Source organism: Pseudomonas sp. PA27(2017) (genome assembly GCF_001945445.1).
Lineage (GTDB): Bacteria > Pseudomonadota > Gammaproteobacteria > Pseudomonadales > Pseudomonadaceae > Aquipseudomonas.
Genome location: NZ_MSXW01000018.1, coordinates 57,004 through 77,645, shown reverse-complemented (window position 1 = coordinate 77,645; position 20,642 = coordinate 57,004). Strand labels below are relative to the sequence as shown.

Below are 20,642 nucleotides of genomic sequence, written 5' to 3'. Positions count from 1 at the left end.
CAGCCAAAGCCGATGCACCCACCGATGATGCTTCATGCATGCTGCCGACATCCAAAGGAATGCTTGGTCACCGTGCTGGAGCTTTGCCCGCCTGCTGCCTGTTCCGTGGAGTCTGAGCCCAGTCCGCCACGGAGCTTTACATGCGTGATCTTTCCACCTCCCTCCTCGCTCCCCTACTGACTCTGATCGCTGGCATCGCCGCCGTAACGCTGGTCGGCCAGCAGATGCTCGGCATGCTGCCGGCCCTGGCCATCCTGCTGGTGGCGGGCGTGATCATCATCCTCGCGCTGCGCCGCCAGAGCCCCGGCCAGGCGTCAACGGCACAGCTCGCCAGCCATGAGCAGCCACCGGCCAGCCAGGACGACAGCGTCGAGCAGCTTTGCGGCCAGGTTCTGCCGCTGTGGTCGCAGCATATCGAGAACGCCCGTAGCCACACCGAAGAATCCATCAGCTCCTTGAGCGAGCGCTTCGCCCAGCTGGCCACGCGGATCCAGAGCAGCCTGGGTGGCAGCACCGAACGCGAGGCTGGAAAACGCCTGGTGGCGCTGTTATCGAGCTGCGAGTACGAGCTGGACATGATCATCGTCGCCCTGCGCGATGCCCTGGCCAGCAAGGAATCGCTGCTCAAGGAAATCACCCAGCTGTCCAGCTTCACCGACCAGTTGCAGGACATGGCCCAGGACGTCGCCAATATCGCCAAACAGACCAACCTGCTGGCCCTCAACGCTGCCATCGAAGCGGCACGGGCCGGTGAGAGTGGCCGCGGCTTCGCAGTGGTCGCCGACGAGGTGCGCAAGTTGTCGTCGATGTCGGGCGACACCGGTCAGCGTATCGGCGAAACCGTAGTGATCGTCAATGACGCCATTCACAAGACTCTGGACATCTCCCAGGAATACACCAAGACCGACACCGTTACCCTGAACAAGGCCAGCGACGTCATCGCCGGGGTGATCAGCCGCTTCAACCAGAGTGCCAGCGACATCGTTCACCACAACGAAACCATGCGCACGCAGAGCGAATCGGTCGCCCAGGATATCTCCGAGGTGCTGGTCTCGCTGCAATTCCAGGACCGCATCAGCCAGACCCTCGGCCATATCGCCGCCGACCAGGACAAGCTGCACGCGCATATCCAGAATCGCCATGCGCAGCGCCAGCAAAGCCTCGCGCCATCGCCTCTGGACATCGACCGCTGGCTCAGAGAGCTGGCGCAGACCTACACCACCCCCGAGCAGCACGGCATCCATCGGGGTGAGAAAAGCAGCGCCAAAAGCAACGATTCCGACATCACGTTTTTTTGAGGTTTCCCATGAGCAAGACCGTACTCATCGTCGACGACTCCGCCTCCATCCGCCAGGTCGTCAGCATTACGCTCAAGGGAGCCGGCTACCAGGTCATCGAAGGCTGCGACGGCAAGGATGCGCTGAGCAAGCTCGACGGCCGCAAGGTGCACCTGATCATCAGTGACGTGAACATGCCGAACATGGACGGCATCACCTTCGTGAAGAACGTCAAGCAACTGCCCGCCTACAAGTTCACCCCAGTGATCATGCTCACCACCGAGGCCGGCGAAGCGAAGAAGGAAGAAGGCCGCGCCGCAGGTGCCAAAGCCTGGGTGGTCAAGCCCTTCCAGCCAGCCCAGATGCTCACTGCCGTCTCCAAGCTGATCCTGCCATGACCGACGCGCCGGCAGAGAACCTCTACCGCATCCTGCCCCTGGAAGGCGGCCTGACCATCTACAGCGCCACCGAGCACATGCAGTTGCTGACGCAGGCCCTGGCCTGCGATGTGGAAGTGGAGCTCGATCTCGGCGCCGTCGACGAACTGGACTGCGCCGGCCTGCAGTTGCTGATCCTGGCCAAGCAGGAGGCGGCGCGCATGAACTGCGACCTGCGCCTGACCAATCACAGCCCGGCGGTGATCGAGGCCTTCGAGCTGAGCGGGCTGGGTACCTTCTTCGGCGACCCCATCCTGATCAAGCCGGCGAGCGAGTAACCACCATGAACATGGACGAAGTGCTGCAGGTCTTCATCGCCGAGAGCCAGGAACTGCTGCAACAGATGGAAGAGGCCCTGCTGCAGCTGGAAAACGACCCGGACGACGCCGACACCATCAACGCCGTCTTCCGCGCAGCCCACACCATCAAGGGTTCGGCCGGCCTGTTCGGCCTCGATGTGATCGTCGCCTTCACCCATATCGCCGAAAGCGTGCTGGACCGGGTGCGCAACGGCGAGCTGCGCTTCGACAAGGACATGACCGCCCTGTTCCTACAGGTCGGCGACCACCTGGCGCGCCTGGTGGCACTGGTCGACAGCGGCGCCGACCTGGAAATCCTCGAGCCCGATACGCAGATCGCCCATCAGCAACTGGCCGAGCAACTGTCCCATTACCTGGAGCCCGCCCCGGTCAGCGAACCGATACCGGCGGCCACTACGCGTATCGAGCGGGGCCAAGCCGAGGGCGTGGGCGCCGACCACTGGCACCTGTCCCTGCGCTTCGGCCCGGATACCCTGCGCAACGGCATGGACCCGCTCGGCCTGTTCCGCTACCTGAGCACTTTCGGCAAGATCGTCAGCATCGTCCCGCTGCTCGACCGCATTCCGGTGGCCGCCGAAATGGACCCGGAAACCTGCTACCTGGGTTTCGAAATGGCCTTCGTCAGCGACGCCGACAAGGCCACCATCGAGGGCGCCTTCGAGTTCGTGCGCGAAGACAGCCTGATCCGCATCCTGCCGCCCAACAGCAAGTCCGAGCAATATCTGGAGCTGATCCGCGCACTGCCGGAAGAAGACATGCGCCTGGGCGAGATCCTCATGCGTTGCGGCACCCTGACCGCCAACGAACTGCAGGAAGTTCTACAAGCCCAGGTGCAGGGCCAGGAACGCGACGAGCCGCGCCCAATCGGCCGCGTGCTGGTCGAGGAAAGCCTGGTGCAGCCACCAGTGATCGCCGCTGCGCTGCAGAAGCAACAGCAGATCAAGGAAAACCGCAGCAACGAGAACAGCCTGATCCGTGTCGACGCCGGCAAGCTGGACAAACTGATCGACCTGGTCGGCGAGCTGATCATCGCCGGTGCCGGTGCGCGCATGACTGCACAGAATTGCGGCCACCCGGAAATGCTCGAAGCCACCGAGCTGCTGTCACGGCTGGTCGAGGAAGTCCGCGATTCCGCCCTGCTGCTGCGCATGGTGCAGATCGGCAGCACCTTCAACCGCTTCCAGCGCGTGGTGCGCGACGTCGCCGGGGAGATCGGCAAGGACATCGCCCTGTCCATCAGCGGCGGCGAAACCGAACTCGACAAGACGGTGGTCGAGCGCATCACCGATCCGCTCACCCACCTGGTGCGCAATGCCATGGATCATGGCATCGAGTCGGTAGAAACCCGCCTGGCGCGCGGCAAGCCAGCCCAGGGCAACGTATCCCTGAATGCCTACCACGATGCCGGCAGCATCGTTCTGGAAGTCAGCGACGACGGCGGCGGCCTCGACGCCCAGCGCATCCTCGCCAAGGCCCGCGAGCGCGGCCTTATCGGCGAAGGCCAGACGCTGTCGGAAAAGGAAACCTTCGCGCTGATCTTCGAGCCCGGCTTCTCCACCGCCGAGCAGGTCAGCAACCTGTCCGGTCGCGGTGTCGGCATGGACGTGGTCAAGCGCAACATCACCGCCCTGCGCGGCACCATCGAACTGGACAGCACCCTCGGCCAGGGCACGCGCATTCGCATCCGCCTACCGCTGACCCTGGCGATCATCGACGGCTTTCTGGTCAGCGTCGGCCAGGCCGGCTACGTGATTCCCCTGGAAATGGTGGAAGAATGCATCGAGCTGCCGGCCGGGACCGCGTTCCAGCGCGGCCACCTGGAGTTGCGCGGGCAGATGCTGCCCATCGTGCGCCTGCGTGAGCTGTTCGAGGAGGAGAGCCAGCCGCCACGCCGTGAAAGCGTGGTGGTGGTACGCCAGGCCGGTCTGCGTGCTGGCCTGGTGGTCGATCAACTGGCTGGCGAATTCCAGACGGTAATCAAGCCACTGGGCAAGATCTTCGCCGGCTGCAGCGAACTGGGCGGTTTCACCATTCTCGGTGACGGCACCGTCGCGCTGATTCTCGACATTCCCCGCCTGCTCAGCCAATTGGCCACGCCCCGCAGCGCCTCGCATCACGAATCCGCCCAGGTCTACGCCCATGAGTGAGCTCGCCGTAACCACCGCAAATGCCTTGAAAGCTGCCGCCGACGAAGAGCTGGTGCACCAGTACCTGAGTTTCATCCTGCACGAGCGGCGTTACGCTTTGGACGGGTTGTGCGTGCGGGAAATCATCGAGTACCAACGCACCACCAAGGTGCCGATGGCCAACCGCTGCGTACATGGCGTGATCAACCTGCGCGGTGCCGTGGTGCCGGTCATCGACCTGAGCTTGCGCTTCAACCACGCCAGGACGCAGATCGACCGGCGCACCTGCATCATCATCGTCGAAGTGCCCCAGCCCGAGGCCCCGCAAATTCTCGGCATTCTCGTCGATGCCGTCAGCGAGGTGCTGGAGATCGCTCCCCAAGAGATGAATGCGGTACCGGCCTTCGGCAACTCGATTCGCAGCGACTTCATTCAGGCGATGGTCCACCGCGAGGGTGACTTCATCATCCTGCTGGCCATCGAAAACGCCCTTGCGGTCGCCGAGTTAGCGGCTCTGCCAGACGGAACCAAAGCATTGTCCGCCTGACCGGGCAGCCAAGCATCACAGAGGGAAGCAACCATGTTCAAAGACCTACGCGTGTCCACAAAGCTCGGCCTCGGTTTCGGTACGGTCATCGTGCTGCTGCTGATCGCTCTGGTGCTGGGCCTGACCCGCATGAGCGCAATCAACGATTCCAATGACATGATCATCAAGGATCGTTATGTGAAGATCCGCCAGGCCACCACCATCAAGGAAGAAACCTCCAACCAGGGTCGCTACGTACGCGACATCATTCTGGATGAGGATGAAGCGGCCGATCAGCGCAACCTGGCGCTCATCAATAGCAGCCGTGAACGGCGCCTGGCAGCCGCAGAAGAGCTGAGCCGCACCATCGCCAGCCCAGAAGGCCGTGAGCTCATGGCTCGCGTCAACGCCGCGCGTGACGTTGTGGGTAAGCGCTATGACGAGCTTTTCAAGCTGCTGGATGACCCGGAGCGTGCAGAAAACTATCTGTTCGCCAGCATGATCCCGGCCAACGATGACCTGCTTGCCGCCGCTGACGCGCTGATCACCTATCAGAGCGGCCTTATGGATCAGGATGCGGCAGACGCCAGCGCGCTTTACCAGGAATCACGCCTGCAACTGTCGCTGATCGGCGGTATCGCCATTCTGGTTTCCATCCTGCTCGGCTGGCTGATCACTCGCAGCCTGCTCAAGCAACTGGGCGGCGAGCCCGCCTATGCCGCCGAAGTGGTCACCCGCATCGCCGAAGGCGACCTGCGCACCCAGGTGGTGGTCAAGCCCAATGACACCACCAGCATGCTGGCCTCGATCAGCAACATGTCCACCCGCCTGACGCAGATCATCGCCGAGGTACGTAGCTCCGCCGACTCGCTGTCCAGCGCTTCCGAGGAGATTTCTTCCACGGCCCAGAGCATGAGCCAGGCCGCTTCCGAACAGGCCGCGTCGGTCGAGGAAACCAGCGCCTCGATGGAGCAGATGTCGGCGTCCATTTCCCAGAACACCGAAAATGCCCGGGTTACCGACGGTATGGCCAGCAAGGCTGCCAACGAAGCTGGTGAGGGTGGCCAGGCGGTGAAAGACACCGTACGTGCCATGAAGACCATCGCCGACAAGATCGGCATCGTCGACGATATCGCCTACCAGACCAACCTCCTGGCCCTCAACGCCGCCATCGAAGCGGCCCGCGCCGGCGAGCACGGCAAGGGCTTCGCCGTGGTCGCCGCCGAAGTGCGCAAGTTGGCCGAACGCAGCCAGGTGGCCGCCCAGGAAATCGGCGAAGTGGCCAAGAACAGCGTGGCCCTGGCCGAGCGTGCCGGCACCCTACTCGACGAAATCGTGCCGTCCATCGCCAAGACCTCCGACCTGGTGCAGGAAATCGCCGCCGCCTCCGACGAGCAGAGCAGCGGTGTCGGCCAGATCAGCACGGCGATGAACCAGCTCAGCGAGCTGACCCAGCAGAACGCTTCGGCCTCCGAAGAGCTGGCAGCCACCGCCGAGGAAATGAGCGGGCAAGCCGAGCAACTGCAGCAACTGATGGACTTCTTCCGCCTCAGCGGCACGGGCGAGCGCATCACCGTCGCCAATCCGCCGCGCACTCGCCAGCCGAACGCTCGCGGCAACGGCCCGGCTCGCCAGGGGCGCGATGACGACGGCCACAGCGGTGGCCTGCCGGCCGGCTACGTGCGCTTTCAGGAGTAGCCCATGAGTTGCGAACCACGGCTGCTCGACGGCGCCACGGCAGGAGCGGGCCAGTACCTGACCTTCACCCTGTCACAGGAGCTGTTCGCAGTAGAGATTCGCGCCGTACGCGAGATCATCGAGTACGGCCGGCTGACCACGGTGCCGATGATGCCGCCGAGCATCCTCGGCGTGATCAACCTGCGCGGCGCCGTGGTGCCCGTGATGGATCTGGGTCAGCGCTTTGGCGGCCAGACGACCCGGATAGGCCCACGCACCTGCATCGTGATTCTGGAAATCACTGGGCCCAGCCATACCCAGGTGATCGGCATCGTCGTCGACGCGGTCAACGAGGTACGCGAGCTCGGCGCCGAGCAGATCGAGCCGGCGCCGTCCTTCGGTGGCAGCATCCGCGCCGACTTCATCCGCGGCATGGGCAAGCTCGATGACCGCCTGGTGGTGATGCTCGATATCGGCCGAGTGATCTCCGCTGAAGAACACCTCGCCATCAGCCAGGCCCAGCAGCACGGTGCTTCCAGCTGATGCGCGAGACGACCCAGGCCACGCTTTCAGATCTCGAGTTCAGCCAGTTCCGCCAGCTCATTCACGACATCGCCGGCATTCACCTCTCCGATGCCAAGAAACCGCTGGTAGCCGGGCGCCTCAACAAGCGCCTGCGTGCTCTTGGCATGGCCACCTACGGCGAATACTTCCGCCTGGTCGGCAAGGACAAGGCCGAGCTGCAGACCTGCGTGGACCTGCTGACCACCAACGAAACCTACTTCTTTCGCGAACCCAAGCACTTCGATTTTCTGCGCGAGCTGCTGCAAAAGCCCGACGCGATTCCCAGCGGTCGCCCGCTGCGGATCTGGAGCGGCGCCTGCTCCAGTGGCGAAGAGCCGTACACCCTGGCCCTGTTACTGGCCGAGCGCCTCGGCGAGCGGCCGTGGGAAATCCTCGCTTCGGACATCAGCCAGCGCATCCTCACCCAGGCGCGCAACGGCGTGTACGAATTGGAGGACGCCGAGAACATACCGCGCCATCTGCTGGTCAAACACTGCCTGCGCGGCATCGACGAGAACCATGGGCGAATGATGATCGCGCCGGCCTTGCGCCAGCGCGTGCGCTTCACTCAGATCAACCTCAACAGCGCGCTACCGGACGTCGGCCTGTTCGACGTGATCTTCCTGCGCAACGTGATGATCTACTTCGACGCCGACACCAAACGCCAAGTGGTGGCGCGCCTGCTCAAGCATCTGCGCCCGGGTGGTCACTTCATCATCAGCCACTCGGAAAGCCTGAACGGCGTCAACGATACGCTCAAGGTCGTGAAACCCTCGATCTACCGCAAGCCTGATGACTAAGAGTCCTTCGATCGCCGAGGTGTACCTGAACCCCGGCGACTATCACTTTGGCGGGCCCTACACCCGCGTGCGCACCCTGCTTGGCTCCTGCGTGTCGATCGTGCTCTGGCATCCCCATGCGCGCCTGGGCGGTATGTGCCATTTCATGCTGCCCACCCGCGGGCGCCCCACCAAGCAACGTGATGGCCGCTACGCCGATGAAGTGGTGAGCCTGCTGTGCGAGGCAATCGCACTGAGCGGCACCCGCCTGGCCGAATACCAGGCGCGTATCTTTGGCGGCGGCCACATGTTTCCTGGCCTGGCGCAAAGCCGTCGCCATCATGTCGGCCAGCAGAACATCGACATCGCCCGCCGCCTGCTCGCCGAGAGAAAGCTCGGCTGTCACGGCGAACATGTCGGCGGCGTCGGCCACCGCAATCTAATCTTCGATATCTGGAGCGGCGAGATCGCGCTGAAGCAAACCCAGCCCCTTGCCACTCAAGAGCCCCCTGCTGGAAAGCGACCGCTATGAAAAACATAAAAGTCATGATCGTCGACGACTCCGCCGTGGTGCGCCAGGTGCTCTCCCAGGTACTGGCGGCTGACCCGGCGATCGAGGTGATCGGCACTGCCGCCGACCCGCTGTTCGCCCTCGACAAGATGCAGCGCCAGTGGCCCGACGTGATCGTGCTCGACGTCGAGATGCCGCGCATGGACGGCATTACCTTCCTGCGCAAACTGATGGCAGAGCGCCCCACTCCGGTGGTGATCTGCTCGACGCTGACCGAAAAGGGTGCCACCACCACCATGCAAGCGTTGTCGGCGGGCGCGGTGAGCATCGTCACCAAGCCCCAGGCCAGCCTCAGCAAATTCTTGGTCAACGCCAGCGATGATCTGGTCAACGCGGTCAAGGCCGCCGCCCGGGCCAATGTGAAGCGCCTGACCAACAAGGCGCAACCCACGGCGCCCCAGGCCAAACTCAGCGCCGATGCCATCCTGCCACCGGCCACCGGCGCCATGGCGCGCACCACCGAGCGTATCGTCGCCATCGGCACCTCCACCGGCGGCACCCAGGCGCTGGAATACATCCTCACCCGCCTGCCGCGGGTCTGCCCGGCAATCGTCATCGTCCAGCATATGCCCGAACGCTTCACCGCCGCCTTCGCCGAGCGCCTCAACGGCCTGTGCGAGCTGGAGGTGCTGGAAGCGCGGCATGGCGATCGCGTGGTACCCGGTCGCGCGCTGATCGCGCCCGGCGGCCGCCACCTGCTGCTCAAGCGCAGCGGCGCCCAGTATGTGGTCGAGGTGGTCGACGGCCCGCCGGTCAGCCGCCACAAGCCCTCGGTAGACGTGCTGTTCCGCTCCACCGCCCGCGCCGCTGGCGCCAACGCCACCGGTATCATCATGACCGGCATGGGCGACGACGGAGCCCGCGGCCTGCGCGAAATGCATGAAGCCGGCGCCCTGACCCTCGGCCAGGACGAAGCCAGCTGCGTGGTCTACGGCATGCCCAAGGAAGCCATGAAACTCGGCGCGGTCAGCAAGGAAATCCCCCTGGATCAGATCCCCGCCGCCATCCTGCGCGGCTAGGGCTCTGCAGCCGGCGGGGACGGCCGGCTGCCAGCAGCCTTTCCTCCCCCGCCTCGCGCGGCGTAGAATCGGGGCATTTCCCGCCAGCCACCCTTCGGCGGGCCTGTGAGCCCGGGCAGGCAGACGGAGATCCCGTCGTGCGCCATGCCACCTTGCTTCGCGGCCACCTGCCGCTGACCCGCTCACCCACATCCAATGCCTACCTGATTAGCCGCAGGAATCCGTCATGCCTGATTACCGCTCGAAGACCTCCACCCACGGCCGCAACATGGCCGGCGCCCGTGCCCTGTGGCGCGCCACCGGGATGAAGGACGAAGACTTCAAGAAACCGATCATCGCCATCGCCAACTCCTTCACCCAGTTCGTACCCGGCCACGTACACCTCAAGGACCTGGGCCAGCTGGTCGCCCGCGAGATCGAGAAAGCCGGCGGCGTGGCCAAGGAATTCAACACCATCGCCGTCGATGACGGCATCGCCATGGGCCACGACGGCATGCTCTATTCGCTGCCGAGCCGCGAGATCATCGCCGACTCCGTGGAGTACATGGTCAACGCCCACTGCGCCGACGCCATCGTCTGCATCTCCAACTGCGACAAGATCACCCCCGGCATGCTGATGGCCGCCCTGCGCCTGAACATCCCGGTGATCTTCGTCTCCGGCGGCCCGATGGAAGCCGGCAAGACCAAACTGGCCAGCCACGGCCTGGATCTGGTCGACGCCATGGTCATCGCTGCCGACAGCACCGCCTCGGACGAGAAAGTCGCCGAATACGAGCGCAGCGCCTGCCCGACCTGCGGTTCGTGCTCCGGCATGTTCACCGCCAACTCGATGAACTGCCTGACCGAAGCCCTGGGCCTGGCCCTGCCGGGTAACGGCTCGACCCTGGCCACCCACAGCGACCGCGAGCAGCTGTTCCTGCAGGCTGGCCGCACCATCGTCGAGCTGTGCAAGCGCTACTACGGCGAAGGCGACGACTCGGTGCTGCCGCGCAACATCGCCAACTTCAAGGCGTTCGAGAACGCCATGATGCTCGACATCGCCATGGGCGGTTCGACCAACACCATCCTGCACCTGCTGGCCGCCGCCCAGGAAGCCGAGGTGGACTTCGACCTGCGCGACATCGATCGCCTGTCGCGCCTGGTGCCGCAGCTGTGCAAGGTGGCGCCGAACATCCAGAAGTACCACATGGAAGACGTGCACCGCGCCGGCGGCATCTTTTCCATTCTCGGCTCGCTGGCCCGAGGCGGCCTGCTGCACACCGACCTGCCGACCGTGCACAGCCGCAGCATGGCCGAAGCCATCGCCAAGTGGGACATCACTCAGACCTCTGATGAAGCCGTGCACCACTTCTTCAAGGCCGGCCCGGCGGGCATCCCGACCCAGACCGCGTTCAGTCAGTCGACCCGCTGGGAAACCCTCGACGACGACCGCGAGAACGGCTGCATCCGCAGCTTCGAGCATGCCTACTCGAAAGAAGGCGGCCTGGCCGTGCTGTACGGCAATATCGCCCTGGACGGCTGCGTGGTGAAGACCGCCGGCGTCGACGAGTCGATCCACGTGTTCGAGGGCAACGCGAAGATCTTCGAAAGCCAGGACAGCGCGGTGCGCGGCATCCTCAATGATGAAGTGAAGGAAGGCGACATCGTCATCATTCGCTACGAAGGCCCGAAAGGCGGCCCGGGCATGCAGGAAATGCTCTACCCGACCTCGTACCTGAAATCCAAGGGCCTGGGCAAAGCCTGCGCCCTGCTCACCGACGGCCGTTTCTCCGGCGGCACCTCGGGCCTGTCCATCGGCCACGCCTCGCCGGAAGCCGCTGCCGGCGGCGCCATCGGCCTGGTGAAGGATGGTGACAAGGTGCTGATCGACATCCCCAACCGCTCGATCAACCTGTTGGTCAGCGACGAGGAAATCGCCCACCGCCGCCACGAACAGGACAAGAAGGGCTGGAAACCGGCGGAGCAACGCCCGCGCAAGGTGACCACCGCTCTGAAAGCCTACGCCCTGCTCGCCACCAGCGCCGACAAGGGCGCGGTGCGCAACAAGGCGCTGCTGGACGGCTGAGCCTGCTGTGCTGAAACGGAAACCCGGCCTCGCGCCGGGTTTTCTGTTTCTGGGCCACGGCTTTGTGTGGAACGGATCGCAGGCAAATCCGCTCCTACCTCAATACGCAGGAGAACCCATGAAGATTGGCCTGATTGCCGACACCCACGGCCTGTTGCGCCCCCAGGCGCTGGCGGCGCTGCAAGGCGTCGATCACCTGATTCATGCTGGCGACATCGGCGGGCCGCAGATTCTTGCCGAACTCGAACGCATCGCGCCGCTGTCGGTGGTGCGCGGCAACAACGACGCAGAGGCCTGGGCCGACGCCATTCCAGAAAGCCTGACCCTGCGCTTCGGCGCGGTCAGCCTGTACGTGCTGCATGATCTCAAGAAGCTGGCCATCGACCCCAGGGCCGAAGCTATCGACGTGGTGATTGCCGGGCACTCCCACAAGCCGCTGCATGACGTGCGCGATGGCGTGCTTTATCTGAACCCTGGCAGCGCCGGCCCACGGCGATTCAAGTTGCCGATTGGGGTGGCCGTTTTGCATATCGATGGCGACAAGGTGCGGGCTGAACTGGTGACGCTGGATGTTTGAGGCTAACCCGAGGCTGACATTCGATGCAGTACCTGTAGGAGCGGGCCCTGCCCGCGATTTTTTCGCGCGCATGGCGCGCTCCCACAGGTTGTAGGAAAGCGACTTCAATCACCCACCTTGAAAAAACCATCCCACGAGGCCATCTACTGACCTCATGACTTCTTGAATCGTCCACTCACCTGATGGAGACGCCCCATGACCCTCGACGAACTCAACTCCCTGCCCGGTGTGACCGGCAAGCCTGACGTCGCCACCGCGGACTTCGTCTACAACCACACCATGATCCGCGTGAAGGATCTCGACAAGTCGCTGGACTTCTACACCCGCGTGCTGGGCTTCACCCTGCTGGAGAAGAAGGATTTCCCGGATGCCGAATTCAGCCTGTACTTCCTGGCACTGATTGCCGACAAGTCGCAGATCCCAGCCGACCCGGCAGCTCGCCACCAGTGGCGCAAATCCATCCCCGGCGTGCTGGAGCTGACCTACAACCACGGCACCGAGAAAGATCCGGAGTTTTCCTATCACAGCGGCAACAGCGACCCGCGCGGCTTTGGCCACCTGTGCGTCGCGGTGCCGGACATCAAGGCCGCCTGCCAGCGCTTCGAAGAACTCGGCGTTGACTTCCAGAAGCGCCTGACCGACGGGCGCATGAGCAACATCGCCTTCATCAAGGATCCGGACGGCTACTGGGTGGAAATCATCCAGTTCACCGAAGTGGACTGACGAATACGGCGCCCCGGCCCGGGGCGCCCGCTTTCACTGGCGCTCGACCTTGTTGTCGATGCCGCTCATCTGCACCTCGGGCTCATCGCCACGCCAGCGTACCTGTTGCTCGGTGCCGCTGACATCCAGCTTCACCGGCCCGTCGAACTGCAGGTCCAACACCTGATCAGCGCCCGTCACCTCGACCACCGCCGGCTGCTCGCCGCCCGCAACGGTGGCCCGCACCTGATTATCCGTGGTGTCGACGCTCAGTGCATTGACGCGCTTGGCCACCACTTCATGCTCGGCACCCGACACGCTAAGCGACCTGGCAGTGTCCAGCGTGACCTTGTGCTGCGAACCGTAGACCAGCACCGCGCCACAATCCCCGCTCAGCTCGATCACATTGGCATTGCCGGTGATGTTCACGTCCTGGCCCTTGCACGACACGTCGCGCGACAGACCGATCCCCTCGATATTCAGCGGTTCGGCGTGCGCCAGGCTCGCCAATGCCATCGCGGCCAGCAGGCCACCCACCTTTTGCATTCCATTCATCGCCAATCCCTCTCTCGGTAACGGCCCAGGGCACATGACAGGGCCGAAGCTATGACCGATGCGGGGTAGCCAAGGTTCTCGCCAGCCTGAGGCTCACTGCGCGATTTGCAACTCACTTCGCAACCAGTCGGCCAAACGCTCGGCCCGCCCGCCACTGCGCCGCTCCGGCACCCAAAGTGCCAAGCGCGCCTCGGTCTCGACGAACCCCCAGGGCGCCACCAGGCGCCCTGCAGCCAGGTCGTCGGCCACCAGTTGCAGCGGCGCGATGGCCACGCCTAGGCCGGCTCCCGCCGCTTCGAGCAGGTAGTAAAGGTGCTCGAAGCCCTGGCCCAGGCGCATCGCGGCGGGGTCGAGGTTCATCGCCGCCAGCCACTGCGGCCAGGCCTGGGGCCGCGAGGTGGTGTGCAGCAGGGCTTCATGCAGCAAGGCGCCCGGAGCCGCCGCGCTCAGCTCGGCGAACCGCGGGTGTTGCGGGCTGAGCACCGGGCCGATGGATTCGCGCGCCAACTCGAAGACCTGCATATCCGCCGGCCAGGGCGGCTCGGCGTACAGCAGGGTGGCGTCGACCTGGGGGCTGCGCGGGTCCAGTTCGCCCTGGCTGGTGGACAGCTGCAGGCGCAAATCCGGCAGCGCGCCGTTGAGTCGATCCAGGCGCGGGATGAACCAGCGCGCCAGCAGGCTGCCCGGGCAGCCCAGCACAAAGGGCGTATCGGCTTCGCGCTGGCGCAGCTCGCCGCACACCTGGCGCAGTCGGGCAAAGGTCTCACCGCTCACGTCCCGCAGGCGCATGCCAGCATCGGTCAGCTTCAGCCCGCGCCCGTCCTTGACGAACAGCGCCACGCCCAGTTGCTCTTCCAGGGTACGGATCTGCCGGCTCACCGCGCCGTGGGTGACGTGCAGCTCCACAGCCGCACGGCTGACGCTGCCCAGCCGCGCTGCCGCCTCGAAGGCGTGCAGGGCATTGAGTGATGGCAGGTCCTGGGCCATGTCAGTCTGCCAACTCGGGCAGGAAGCGGGTGTCCATGCTGTAGCGTTTGGGGTTGTTCGGGTCGATCATCACCGTGACCAGCGACTCGCTGATATAGGGGCCCGGATCGAACCACAGGTTGGCGCTACGAAACACATGCAGCTTGTTGGTCTGCGGGTTCAGCCACTGGGCGACGATGCGATACGGGTTGCGGCCGTTGATGCTCAGCGAACCATTGAGCTCGACGTCCACCACTTCGGCCTGCACCGGCGTCCCGGTCGCCAGCAACCGAGCGGCGCGGCGTTTGCCGAACAACGGCGGCAGCACGAAGACCAGGCCGATCGCCAGAAACACCGCGCCGATGCCACCGACGACCAGGCTACCTATCCAGTTCTGCTCGAAGCTGTCGATGCGCGCGCGCTCGGAATCCTGCGGATCGTAATACACCGCTACCCGCTCACCGATATCGAAAGACGGCGGCGTGCTGCAGGTGCTGCTCTGGTACTCGCCCAGGGTACCATCCAGGGTAGTGAAGGACACCGTGGGGCAACCGCCCTCGATGTCCACGATGAAACCTTCGGTACGCGTCATCTGCGCCTCGGCGCTGAAGCGCGCCATCTGAATACCCAGCGCGCCGGCCAGCATCAGCGCACCGATACCCGGGAATATCCACAACCAGCCTGTTTTCATGGCATTCCTTACCCGCATGGCGATTTCAAGAAGCGCGATTATCCGCCATCGGGCGATGCCGTCCAGTCGCAGCGACTCTGACCACCGCCTTCAGAATGTCGCCGGGGTGTTGACCCACAGAATCCGAGCCTCGACGGTGCCGCTGTTGCGGTAGCCGTGGGGCAGGTTGCTGGGGAAGTGAAAGGCGTCACCAGTGGCCAGGCTGTAGCACTGATCGCCAATGGTCAGCTCGATGCTGCCGGCCAGCACGTAGCCCATCTCCTCGCCCGGATGCTCGATCAGCCCATCGCTGGCCACCCCCGGCGCTACGATGTGGATGTTGCCCTGCAGCAGCCCGCCCTTTTGCAGGTGGGTGATGCGCTCCAGGCCGATATCGCCATCCTTGTTGCGCTTGACGAAGCGTTTCACGGGCCGCTCACCTGCACGCAGCACCGGCTCGTCCGAAACCCAGTCTTCCGAGGTCAGCTCGGAAACGTTGCTGCCCAGCGCACCGGCCAGGCGATGAAGCATGGCCAGCGATGGCGAGGCGGCGTCGTTCTCCAGTTTGGAAATCAGGCTTTCCGAACAACCGGCCACCGTGGCTAGCTGCTTGAGCGTTAGCCCGGCAACTTTCCGAGCGTGGCGCAGGCGTACGCCCAGGCTGGGTAAACCATCAGTGTGACTGGCTTTTGCCGGTGGTGTATGAGATTTGAGCATGCACGTCTCGATCAATGGATACCGACCCTGGCGGCAAAGGTGCGGCAGCAGGGTTTCACCCGTCTGCCGCACAGTATCGCCCAAGCGCGCGGGAATTAATCCCCCTGCCAGCAGGGTTGCCGATGCGGCTCAGCGCATGACCGAAAAATGCACTTCCACCGGGTTCAGGTCATTGATCGGCACGATGTCCTGCGGGCAGGCCGACATGACCACCACGCAATCCATCACGGCTTCGATCTCCACGTAGTCGCCGGCCTTGGACACTGGCGGCAGCCACTCGATGCTGTAGTCCGCCTTCACCGGGATGTTCATCCACAGGTTGAACGGCTGCGGCACTTCGCGGGCGCGCAGGCCGATGGCCTGCAGGGCCAGGCGCATGTTGTCGGCGCAGCTGTCGTGGTAACCCTCGACACCGAGGTTGGTGTAGCGATGCAGGTCGCAGGCGGCGATCAGGGTGTCGTGCACGCCGGGCGAGGTATCGGTGAGCAGTTTGCCGATGGCGCGCCGGCGGTTGCTGAACAGCTCGTCGCCCGGCTTGGGGATGACCCGGTCGATATGGGCGCGGGCGTGCTCCATGGACAGGAATTCGCTCAGGTCTTCGGCATTGAACAGCCAGGTGTCGCACACCTGGGTGCCGTGGGTGTTGACGATGCGGATCACCTCGCCCGCTTTCAGGCGCACGGCGCGGCCGCAGCGGGCCGGCACGGTATAGGTCTTGCCGAGCTCCGGCGTACCGTCAGCCGACAGCGGCTCGGCGAGGGTGGCGTTGGTGCCCAGCGAGGCGCCGTTGTCGGGCTGGCAGCAGGCGGGGTAATCGTGGGCGTGGTTGGAATGGCTCATGGTAGCTCCTGGTTGGGCGAGTACGGGTCAGGCCTGATCGGCCAGTTGGACGAGGCTCCAGGCCAGCGCGCGGGCGCCGGCTTCGAGCTGGGAGGGTTCGGTGTATTCCCTGGGGTTGTGGCTGATGCCATCGCGGCTCGGCACGAACAGCATGCCGGTGGGGCAATGCGTGGCCAGGTACATGGCATCGTGAAAGGCTCCCGAGCGCAGGCTCAGGGACGCTTCGCCGGTGGCCTCGACGGCGCGCTGCAGCATGTCGACGACGGCCGCATCGAAGGCCACGGGCGGGTGACTGAACAGCGGCTGCAGGTCGGCGGCATCAGGAAGGCAAGCGGGCAGTTCGGCGTCGAAGGCCGCCAGCACTTCGGGGTCGGCGTGACGGAAGTCGATGGTGAAGGTCGCCTCACCGGCGACGGTGTTGATCGAGTTGGGCAACACCTGCCAGCGCCCGAAGGTCAGGCGCTTGTCGGCGCCGGCCAGGCGTTCGGCCAGGGCGTCGATGGCCGGCAGGCAAGCGGTGGCCAGCAGCAACGCATCCTGGCGCATGTCCATCGGTGTGGTGCCGGCATGGGCCGACGCACCGCGGCAGCGCACCTGATACCAGCGCACGCCCTGAATCCCGGACACCACGCCCAGCGGTACGCCGGCGCGCTCCAGTACCGGCCCCTGCTCGATATGCAGCTCGACGAAGGCATGCGCCGCGATCCGTTCGCGCAGCGGTAGCCCGGAGAAACGGCGGCCATGCTCGTCCAGCGCCTCGGCGACGCTGACGCCGGCGGCATCACGGCTGTCGCGATAAGCGCTCATGCGCTGCGGCTCGACGAACGCGCTGGAACCCATGGCGCCGGGGCTGAAGCGACTGCCCTCCTCGTTGGTCCAGACCACCAGTTCGATCGGCCGACGGGTGCTCAGGTCCAGCTCATGCAGCGCCAGCAGGCACTCCAGCCCCGCCATCACCCCGTAGCAGCCATCCAGATGCCCGCCGCTGGGCTGGGTGTCCATATGGCTGCCGGTCATTACCGGTGGCAGGTCTTCCAGGCCATCGCGGCGGATGAACAGGTTGGCGCAGACATCGGTCCACACACGACAGCCGATGCGCTGCGCCTCACCGATCAGCCAGGCACGCGCCGCGAAATCCTCGTCGGAAAGCGCCTGGCGGTTCATTCCACCAGTCGGCAGCGCACCGAAACCGGCCAGGGTATCGAGCAGGCCGTGCAGTCGCTCGCCACGCACCGCCGCCATCACGTTCTCGGCCTTCATGGGCTGACCTCCTGACGCGGCGTGAGGCTGCGATTGAACCAGGGTTTGAGAAATTGCTTGAGGCGGTCGGTGGCGGGCGCCTGGAACAGCGTCGCCGGCTCGCCGGTCTCGACCACCTGGCCGGCCTCCATGAACACCACCTGGCTGGATATCTGCGCCGCGAAACTCATTTCGTGGGTCACCATCACCATGGTCATGCCATCGTTGGCCAGGCCGCGAATCACCTGCAGCACCTCTTCGACCAGTTCCGGGTCGAGTGCCGAGGTCGGCTCATCGAGCAGCATCAACCGCGGCTTGACCGCCAGCGCCCGGGCAATGCCGACGCGCTGCTGCTGGCCGCCGGACAGACGTGCCGGATAGGCGCCCAGCTTGGCAGCCAGGCCGACCCGCTGCAGCGCCGATTCGGCCAGGCTACGTGCCTCGCTGCGATTCAGGTGTTTGCCCAGCAGCAGCGGTGCCATGACGTTCTCCAGCACGGTCATGTGCGGCCACAGGTTGAATTGCTGGAATACCATGGACAGTGGTCGACGCACCTCGGCGATGCTGGCCGCACTGTCCTGGTCGGTTGGGCGCCGGCCACTGCCGCTGTAGCCGAGCAGTTGACCGTCGATCCACACCTCGCCCTGGTCGTAGGCTTCGAGGAAGTTCATGCAGCGCAGGGCGGTGGTCTTGCCGGAGCCGGAAGGGCCGATGAGCGAGACGATCTCGCCGGCGTGCACACGCAGGTCGAAGCCGCGCAGCACGGTGTTGGCGCCGTAGGACTTGCCCACGCCGCGCATTTCAAGAAGGGGACGATTGCTCATCAGGTCATCCTCGCTGGTAGCGGGTTGCGCGACGGCCAAGCGCGGCGGCGGCGAAGCCGATCAGCAGCGTCAGCAGCCAGTACGAAAGCACCAGCAGCACATAGGGCGCGACGTAGGAAAAGGTGCTGGACACGATCTGCCCGGCGGTCATGGTCAGTTCCGGCACGGTGATGATCGAGGCCACCGCGCTCTCCTTGATGGTCAGAATCACCTGGTTGCCCAGAAGCGGCAGGGCGAACGCCAGGGCCTGGGGCGCCTGGATGTGCCAGAACGTCTGCAGGCCGCTGAGGCCGTGTACCCGCGCCGCCTCCAGCTGCCCCGCAGGCACGCTGGCCCAGGCCGAGCGCAGCAGCTCGGCGAAATACGCAGCGCTGTACAGACACAGGGCGAGAATGCTCGCCTCGATGGCGTCCAGGGTCAGCCCCAACACCGGCAGGCCGAAGTAGATCAGCAGCAGCTGCGCCAGGAACGGCGTGCCACGTATCAGCCAGACGTACAGCCGGTAGAGGCCGATGCAACCGGGCACTGCCAGACGCAGCGCATTGAGGGCGAAGCCCAGCAGCAGGCCCAGGGCTGCGCCGGCAAAGCTGATGCCCAGGGTGACGAGCAGCGCCTGGCCGAAATCGGGAAGGTAGTTCATCCAGTTCTCCATCAGCTGCGGGCCTGCCAGCGACGCTCCAGCTGCCGCCCGAGCAGAGCCAGCAGGCTGGTCAGCGCCAGGTAGAACAGCGCCGCGACCAGGTAAACCTCCAGCGGCCGGTAGGTCTGCGAGACCAGTTGCTGGCTGACCCGCATCAGGTCGGTGATGGAAATCACCGAGACCACGGCCGACACCTTGATCACATCGATAAGCTCGGAAATCAGCGCCGGCAGAGTCAGGCGCACCACCTGCGGCAACTGGATATGCAGCAGCGTCTGCCAGCGGCCGATGCTGAACACCGCCGCAGCCTCCAGTTGCCCGGCGGCAATGGCGGCGAAACCGCTGCGCAGGATCTGCGATTGATAGGCCGCGGTATTCAGGGCCAATGCCAGGGCTGCCGCCACCAGCGCCGGCACGTCCATGCCCAGCCCGGCCGGCAGGTAGAAGAGCAGCAGCAGTTGCGCCAGCATCGGGGTGCCGCGGAAGAAGCTCACGTAGACCCTGGCGAACGCCACGCAGCCCCGGCTGCGGCTGCTGCCCAGCAGGTAGATCAGCACGCCGAGGGCGAAGCCCAGCAGCATGCCGGCCAGGCACAGCCACAAGGTGGTGAGCGCACCGTCGAGCAGGGCTGGCCAGTAGAGCGCCAGGCGGTCGCCGAAATCAGTCATGGTCGGCCGCTCAGATGCTCGGCGTGGGCATGGTGTCTGCCGGCACGTCCATGGTGAAGCCGAACCATTTTTCCTGCAGGCTCTTCATGGTGCCGTCGCGGTTGGCGCGGGCGATGCCGTCGCTGAACAGCTTAACCAGGCTGGCACTGTCGGCATCCTTGCGGCCGACCCAGCCGTAGTAGGTTTTCGGGCCCAGCATTTCGTCGAGGGTGGTGAACATGCCAGGGCGCGACTTGATCAGCGGGCCAAGGTTGGACAGCGATTGCGCCACGCCATCCAGGCGCCCCAACGCAAGGTCGGCATAGGCTTCGTCGAAGCTGACGTACTGACGAATGGCCTTGAGCCCCGACTGGCCTGCATCCTTGAGCTTCTGGTCATAAGCCTGCAGGATCTGCAGCTGGCCCGAGCCGCTTTGCGAGCCGACGACCTTGCCGTTGAGGTCGCTCAGGCTGTTGATGGAATCGTCGTTGCCGCGCTTGAGCAGCGCCACGGTGGATTCGGCAATCGGCACGGTAAAGGCAAACTGCTCGAAGCGCGCCTTGTTGACCGTCACCGAAGTCACCACGAAGTCGAACTTGCCGGTGTCCAGGCCCGGGAGAATGCCCTGGAAGGGCAGGTCCAGCTGCTTGACCTTGACACCAGGCAGGTCGGCCAGCACGTAACTCATCAGGTCCGCACCGTAACCGACGATCTTGCCGTTCTCCACGGATTCGAACGGCGCGAAGCGCGCCTCGGTGGCGACGGTGATCTGTTTTTCCTGGGTGATGCGCTGCAGCAGATCGCCGGCCTGGGCCAGGGAACTGACAAACACGGTGGCGAGCGCAAGTGACAGATTTTTCACGGCACGACGGTTCATGGCGAGGCCTCTTGAATGCTTGGATAT

The 20,642-nt window shown here is 64.8% G+C and carries 23 protein-coding genes; 13 read left to right on the top strand and 10 right to left on the bottom strand.

Annotation, left to right across the window (positions count from 1 at the left end):
- Positions 1–140: 140 nt before the first annotated feature.
- The 13 genes from BVH06_RS09845 (at position 141) to gloA (ending at position 12,661) form a co-directional block, all read left to right on the top strand.
- Positions 141–1,298, top strand: coding sequence for a methyl-accepting chemotaxis protein (locus tag BVH06_RS09845; RefSeq protein ID WP_075933950.1), 1,158 nt, complete (start codon positions 141–143; stop codon positions 1,296–1,298).
- 8 nt (positions 1,299–1,306) lie between these two features.
- Positions 1,307–1,675, top strand: a complete 369-nt coding sequence (locus tag BVH06_RS09840) for a response regulator (protein ID WP_013789289.1) — start codon at positions 1,307–1,309, stop codon at positions 1,673–1,675.
- Positions 1,672–1,992, top strand: coding sequence for an STAS domain-containing protein (locus tag BVH06_RS09835; RefSeq protein ID WP_075929809.1), 321 nt, complete (start codon positions 1,672–1,674; stop codon positions 1,990–1,992). Before BVH06_RS09840 ends, BVH06_RS09835 begins: the two co-directional genes overlap by 4 nt.
- Positions 1,993–1,997: 5 nt before the next feature.
- Positions 1,998–4,181 (top strand): chemotaxis protein CheA, encoded by a 2,184-nt coding sequence (locus tag BVH06_RS09830; RefSeq protein WP_075933949.1) that lies wholly within the window; start codon positions 1,998–2,000, stop codon positions 4,179–4,181.
- Entirely contained in the window at positions 4,174–4,707 is a 534-nt protein-coding gene (locus BVH06_RS09825) for a chemotaxis protein CheW (protein WP_075933948.1), read from the top strand. The genes BVH06_RS09830 and BVH06_RS09825 overlap by 8 nt, the downstream gene beginning before the upstream one ends.
- Positions 4,708–4,740: 33 nt before the next feature.
- Complete coding sequence (locus tag BVH06_RS09820) at positions 4,741–6,384, top strand: methyl-accepting chemotaxis protein (protein ID WP_075933947.1); 1,644 nt, start codon at positions 4,741–4,743, stop codon at positions 6,382–6,384.
- Between the two features lie 3 nt (positions 6,385–6,387).
- Positions 6,388–6,906, top strand: coding sequence for a chemotaxis protein CheW (locus tag BVH06_RS09815; RefSeq protein WP_075933946.1), 519 nt, complete (start codon positions 6,388–6,390; stop codon positions 6,904–6,906).
- Positions 6,906–7,727: a protein-glutamate O-methyltransferase CheR gene (locus BVH06_RS09810; protein WP_075929814.1), complete on the top strand. Its 822-nt coding sequence runs from the start codon at positions 6,906–6,908 to the stop codon at positions 7,725–7,727. The genes BVH06_RS09815 and BVH06_RS09810 overlap by 1 nt, the downstream gene beginning before the upstream one ends.
- Entirely contained in the window at positions 7,720–8,238 is a 519-nt protein-coding gene (locus BVH06_RS09805) for a chemotaxis protein CheD (RefSeq protein WP_075929815.1), read from the top strand. The genes BVH06_RS09810 and BVH06_RS09805 overlap by 8 nt, the downstream gene beginning before the upstream one ends.
- Entirely contained in the window at positions 8,235–9,296 is a 1,062-nt protein-coding gene (locus BVH06_RS09800; RefSeq protein ID WP_075929816.1) for a chemotaxis response regulator protein-glutamate methylesterase, read from the top strand. The genes BVH06_RS09805 and BVH06_RS09800 overlap by 4 nt, the downstream gene beginning before the upstream one ends.
- 226 nt (positions 9,297–9,522) lie before the next feature.
- Complete coding sequence (ilvD, locus tag BVH06_RS09795; RefSeq protein WP_075929817.1) at positions 9,523–11,361, top strand: dihydroxy-acid dehydratase; 1,839 nt, start codon at positions 9,523–9,525, stop codon at positions 11,359–11,361.
- Positions 11,362–11,479: 118 nt separating this feature from the next.
- Positions 11,480–11,938 (top strand): metallophosphoesterase family protein, encoded by a 459-nt coding sequence (locus tag BVH06_RS09790; protein ID WP_075929818.1) that lies wholly within the window; start codon positions 11,480–11,482, stop codon positions 11,936–11,938.
- A gap of 195 nt (positions 11,939–12,133) precedes the next feature.
- On the top strand, positions 12,134–12,661 hold the full coding sequence (gene gloA / locus BVH06_RS09785; RefSeq protein ID WP_075929819.1) for a lactoylglutathione lyase: 528 nt from the start codon (positions 12,134–12,136) through the stop codon (positions 12,659–12,661).
- Positions 12,662–12,694: 33 nt separating this feature from the next.
- On the opposite strand, the gene BVH06_RS09780 is transcribed toward gloA, so the two are convergent.
- The 10 genes from BVH06_RS09780 to BVH06_RS09735 all read right to left on the bottom strand — a co-directional run bounded on the left by BVH06_RS09780 (position 12,695) and on the right by BVH06_RS09735 (position 20,615).
- Positions 12,695–13,195, bottom strand: coding sequence for a DUF3060 domain-containing protein (locus tag BVH06_RS09780; protein ID WP_075933945.1), 501 nt, complete (start codon positions 13,193–13,195; stop codon positions 12,695–12,697).
- Positions 13,196–13,288: 93 nt separating this feature from the next.
- Positions 13,289–14,182 (bottom strand): LysR family transcriptional regulator, encoded by an 894-nt coding sequence (locus BVH06_RS09775; RefSeq protein WP_075933944.1) that lies wholly within the window; start codon positions 14,180–14,182, stop codon positions 13,289–13,291.
- A gap of 1 nt (position 14,183) precedes the next feature.
- Positions 14,184–14,852, bottom strand: coding sequence for a DUF3592 domain-containing protein (locus tag BVH06_RS09770; RefSeq protein WP_168172899.1), 669 nt, complete (start codon positions 14,850–14,852; stop codon positions 14,184–14,186).
- Between the two features lie 90 nt (positions 14,853–14,942).
- Positions 14,943–15,548: a cupin domain-containing protein gene (locus BVH06_RS09765; RefSeq protein WP_075933942.1), complete on the bottom strand. Its 606-nt coding sequence runs from the start codon at positions 15,546–15,548 to the stop codon at positions 14,943–14,945.
- Positions 15,549–15,677: 129 nt separating this feature from the next.
- Entirely contained in the window at positions 15,678–16,388 is a 711-nt protein-coding gene (locus tag BVH06_RS09760; RefSeq protein WP_075933941.1) for a DUF1989 domain-containing protein, read from the bottom strand.
- Between the two features lie 27 nt (positions 16,389–16,415).
- On the bottom strand, positions 16,416–17,648 hold the full coding sequence (locus BVH06_RS09755) for a M20 family metallo-hydrolase (protein ID WP_075933940.1): 1,233 nt from the start codon (positions 17,646–17,648) through the stop codon (positions 16,416–16,418).
- On the bottom strand, positions 17,645–18,451 hold the full coding sequence (locus BVH06_RS09750) for an amino acid ABC transporter ATP-binding protein (RefSeq protein WP_075933939.1): 807 nt from the start codon (positions 18,449–18,451) through the stop codon (positions 17,645–17,647). The genes BVH06_RS09755 and BVH06_RS09750 overlap by 4 nt, the downstream gene beginning before the upstream one ends.
- A gap of 4 nt (positions 18,452–18,455) precedes the next feature.
- Positions 18,456–19,091 carry an amino acid ABC transporter permease gene (locus tag BVH06_RS09745; protein WP_256575160.1) on the bottom strand — a complete coding sequence of 212 codons (636 nt, stop codon included), beginning with the start codon at positions 19,089–19,091 and terminating at the stop codon, positions 18,456–18,458.
- Positions 19,092–19,102: 11 nt separating this feature from the next.
- The gene (locus BVH06_RS09740; protein WP_075929831.1) at positions 19,103–19,759 is read right to left on the bottom strand and encodes an amino acid ABC transporter permease; all 657 of its coding nucleotides are present in this window, start codon (positions 19,757–19,759) and stop codon (positions 19,103–19,105) included.
- A 10-nt stretch (positions 19,760–19,769) separates the two neighbouring features.
- The gene (locus BVH06_RS09735) at positions 19,770–20,615 is read right to left on the bottom strand and encodes a transporter substrate-binding domain-containing protein (RefSeq protein ID WP_075933937.1); all 846 of its coding nucleotides are present in this window, start codon (positions 20,613–20,615) and stop codon (positions 19,770–19,772) included.
- Between the last annotated feature and the right edge of the window lie 27 nt (positions 20,616–20,642).

Excerpts from the sequence above, each read along its gene's own strand:
- BVH06_RS09845 (WP_075933950.1), top strand. The coding sequence starts at position 141 with ATGCGTGATCTTTCCACCTCCCTCCTCGCTCCCCTACTGACTCTGATC.
- BVH06_RS09840 (WP_013789289.1), top strand. The coding sequence starts at position 1,307 with ATGAGCAAGACCGTACTCATCGTCGACGACTCCGCCTCCATCCGCCAG.
- BVH06_RS09835 (WP_075929809.1), top strand. The coding sequence starts at position 1,672 with ATGACCGACGCGCCGGCAGAGAACCTCTACCGCATCCTGCCCCTGGAA.
- BVH06_RS09830 (WP_075933949.1), top strand. The coding sequence starts at position 1,998 with ATGAACATGGACGAAGTGCTGCAGGTCTTCATCGCCGAGAGCCAGGAA.
- BVH06_RS09825 (WP_075933948.1), top strand. The coding sequence starts at position 4,174 with ATGAGTGAGCTCGCCGTAACCACCGCAAATGCCTTGAAAGCTGCCGCC.
- BVH06_RS09820 (WP_075933947.1), top strand. The coding sequence starts at position 4,741 with ATGTTCAAAGACCTACGCGTGTCCACAAAGCTCGGCCTCGGTTTCGGT.
- BVH06_RS09815 (WP_075933946.1), top strand. The coding sequence starts at position 6,388 with ATGAGTTGCGAACCACGGCTGCTCGACGGCGCCACGGCAGGAGCGGGC.
- BVH06_RS09810 (WP_075929814.1), top strand. The coding sequence starts at position 6,906 with ATGCGCGAGACGACCCAGGCCACGCTTTCAGATCTCGAGTTCAGCCAG.
- BVH06_RS09805 (WP_075929815.1), top strand. The coding sequence starts at position 7,720 with ATGACTAAGAGTCCTTCGATCGCCGAGGTGTACCTGAACCCCGGCGAC.
- BVH06_RS09800 (WP_075929816.1), top strand. The coding sequence starts at position 8,235 with ATGAAAAACATAAAAGTCATGATCGTCGACGACTCCGCCGTGGTGCGC.
- ilvD (WP_075929817.1), top strand. The coding sequence starts at position 9,523 with ATGCCTGATTACCGCTCGAAGACCTCCACCCACGGCCGCAACATGGCC.
- BVH06_RS09790 (WP_075929818.1), top strand. The coding sequence starts at position 11,480 with ATGAAGATTGGCCTGATTGCCGACACCCACGGCCTGTTGCGCCCCCAG.
- gloA (WP_075929819.1), top strand. The coding sequence starts at position 12,134 with ATGACCCTCGACGAACTCAACTCCCTGCCCGGTGTGACCGGCAAGCCT.
- BVH06_RS09780 (WP_075933945.1), bottom strand. The coding sequence starts at position 13,195 with ATGAATGGAATGCAAAAGGTGGGTGGCCTGCTGGCCGCGATGGCATTG.
- BVH06_RS09775 (WP_075933944.1), bottom strand. The coding sequence starts at position 14,182 with ATGGCCCAGGACCTGCCATCACTCAATGCCCTGCACGCCTTCGAGGCG.
- BVH06_RS09770 (WP_168172899.1), bottom strand. The coding sequence starts at position 14,852 with ATGAAAACAGGCTGGTTGTGGATATTCCCGGGTATCGGTGCGCTGATG.
- BVH06_RS09765 (WP_075933942.1), bottom strand. The coding sequence starts at position 15,548 with ATGCTCAAATCTCATACACCACCGGCAAAAGCCAGTCACACTGATGGT.
- BVH06_RS09760 (WP_075933941.1), bottom strand. The coding sequence starts at position 16,388 with ATGAGCCATTCCAACCACGCCCACGATTACCCCGCCTGCTGCCAGCCC.
- BVH06_RS09755 (WP_075933940.1), bottom strand. The coding sequence starts at position 17,648 with ATGAAGGCCGAGAACGTGATGGCGGCGGTGCGTGGCGAGCGACTGCAC.
- BVH06_RS09750 (WP_075933939.1), bottom strand. The coding sequence starts at position 18,451 with ATGAGCAATCGTCCCCTTCTTGAAATGCGCGGCGTGGGCAAGTCCTAC.
- BVH06_RS09745 (WP_256575160.1), bottom strand. The coding sequence starts at position 19,091 with ATGAACTACCTTCCCGATTTCGGCCAGGCGCTGCTCGTCACCCTGGGC.
- BVH06_RS09740 (WP_075929831.1), bottom strand. The coding sequence starts at position 19,759 with ATGACTGATTTCGGCGACCGCCTGGCGCTCTACTGGCCAGCCCTGCTC.
- BVH06_RS09735 (WP_075933937.1), bottom strand. The coding sequence starts at position 20,615 with ATGAACCGTCGTGCCGTGAAAAATCTGTCACTTGCGCTCGCCACCGTG.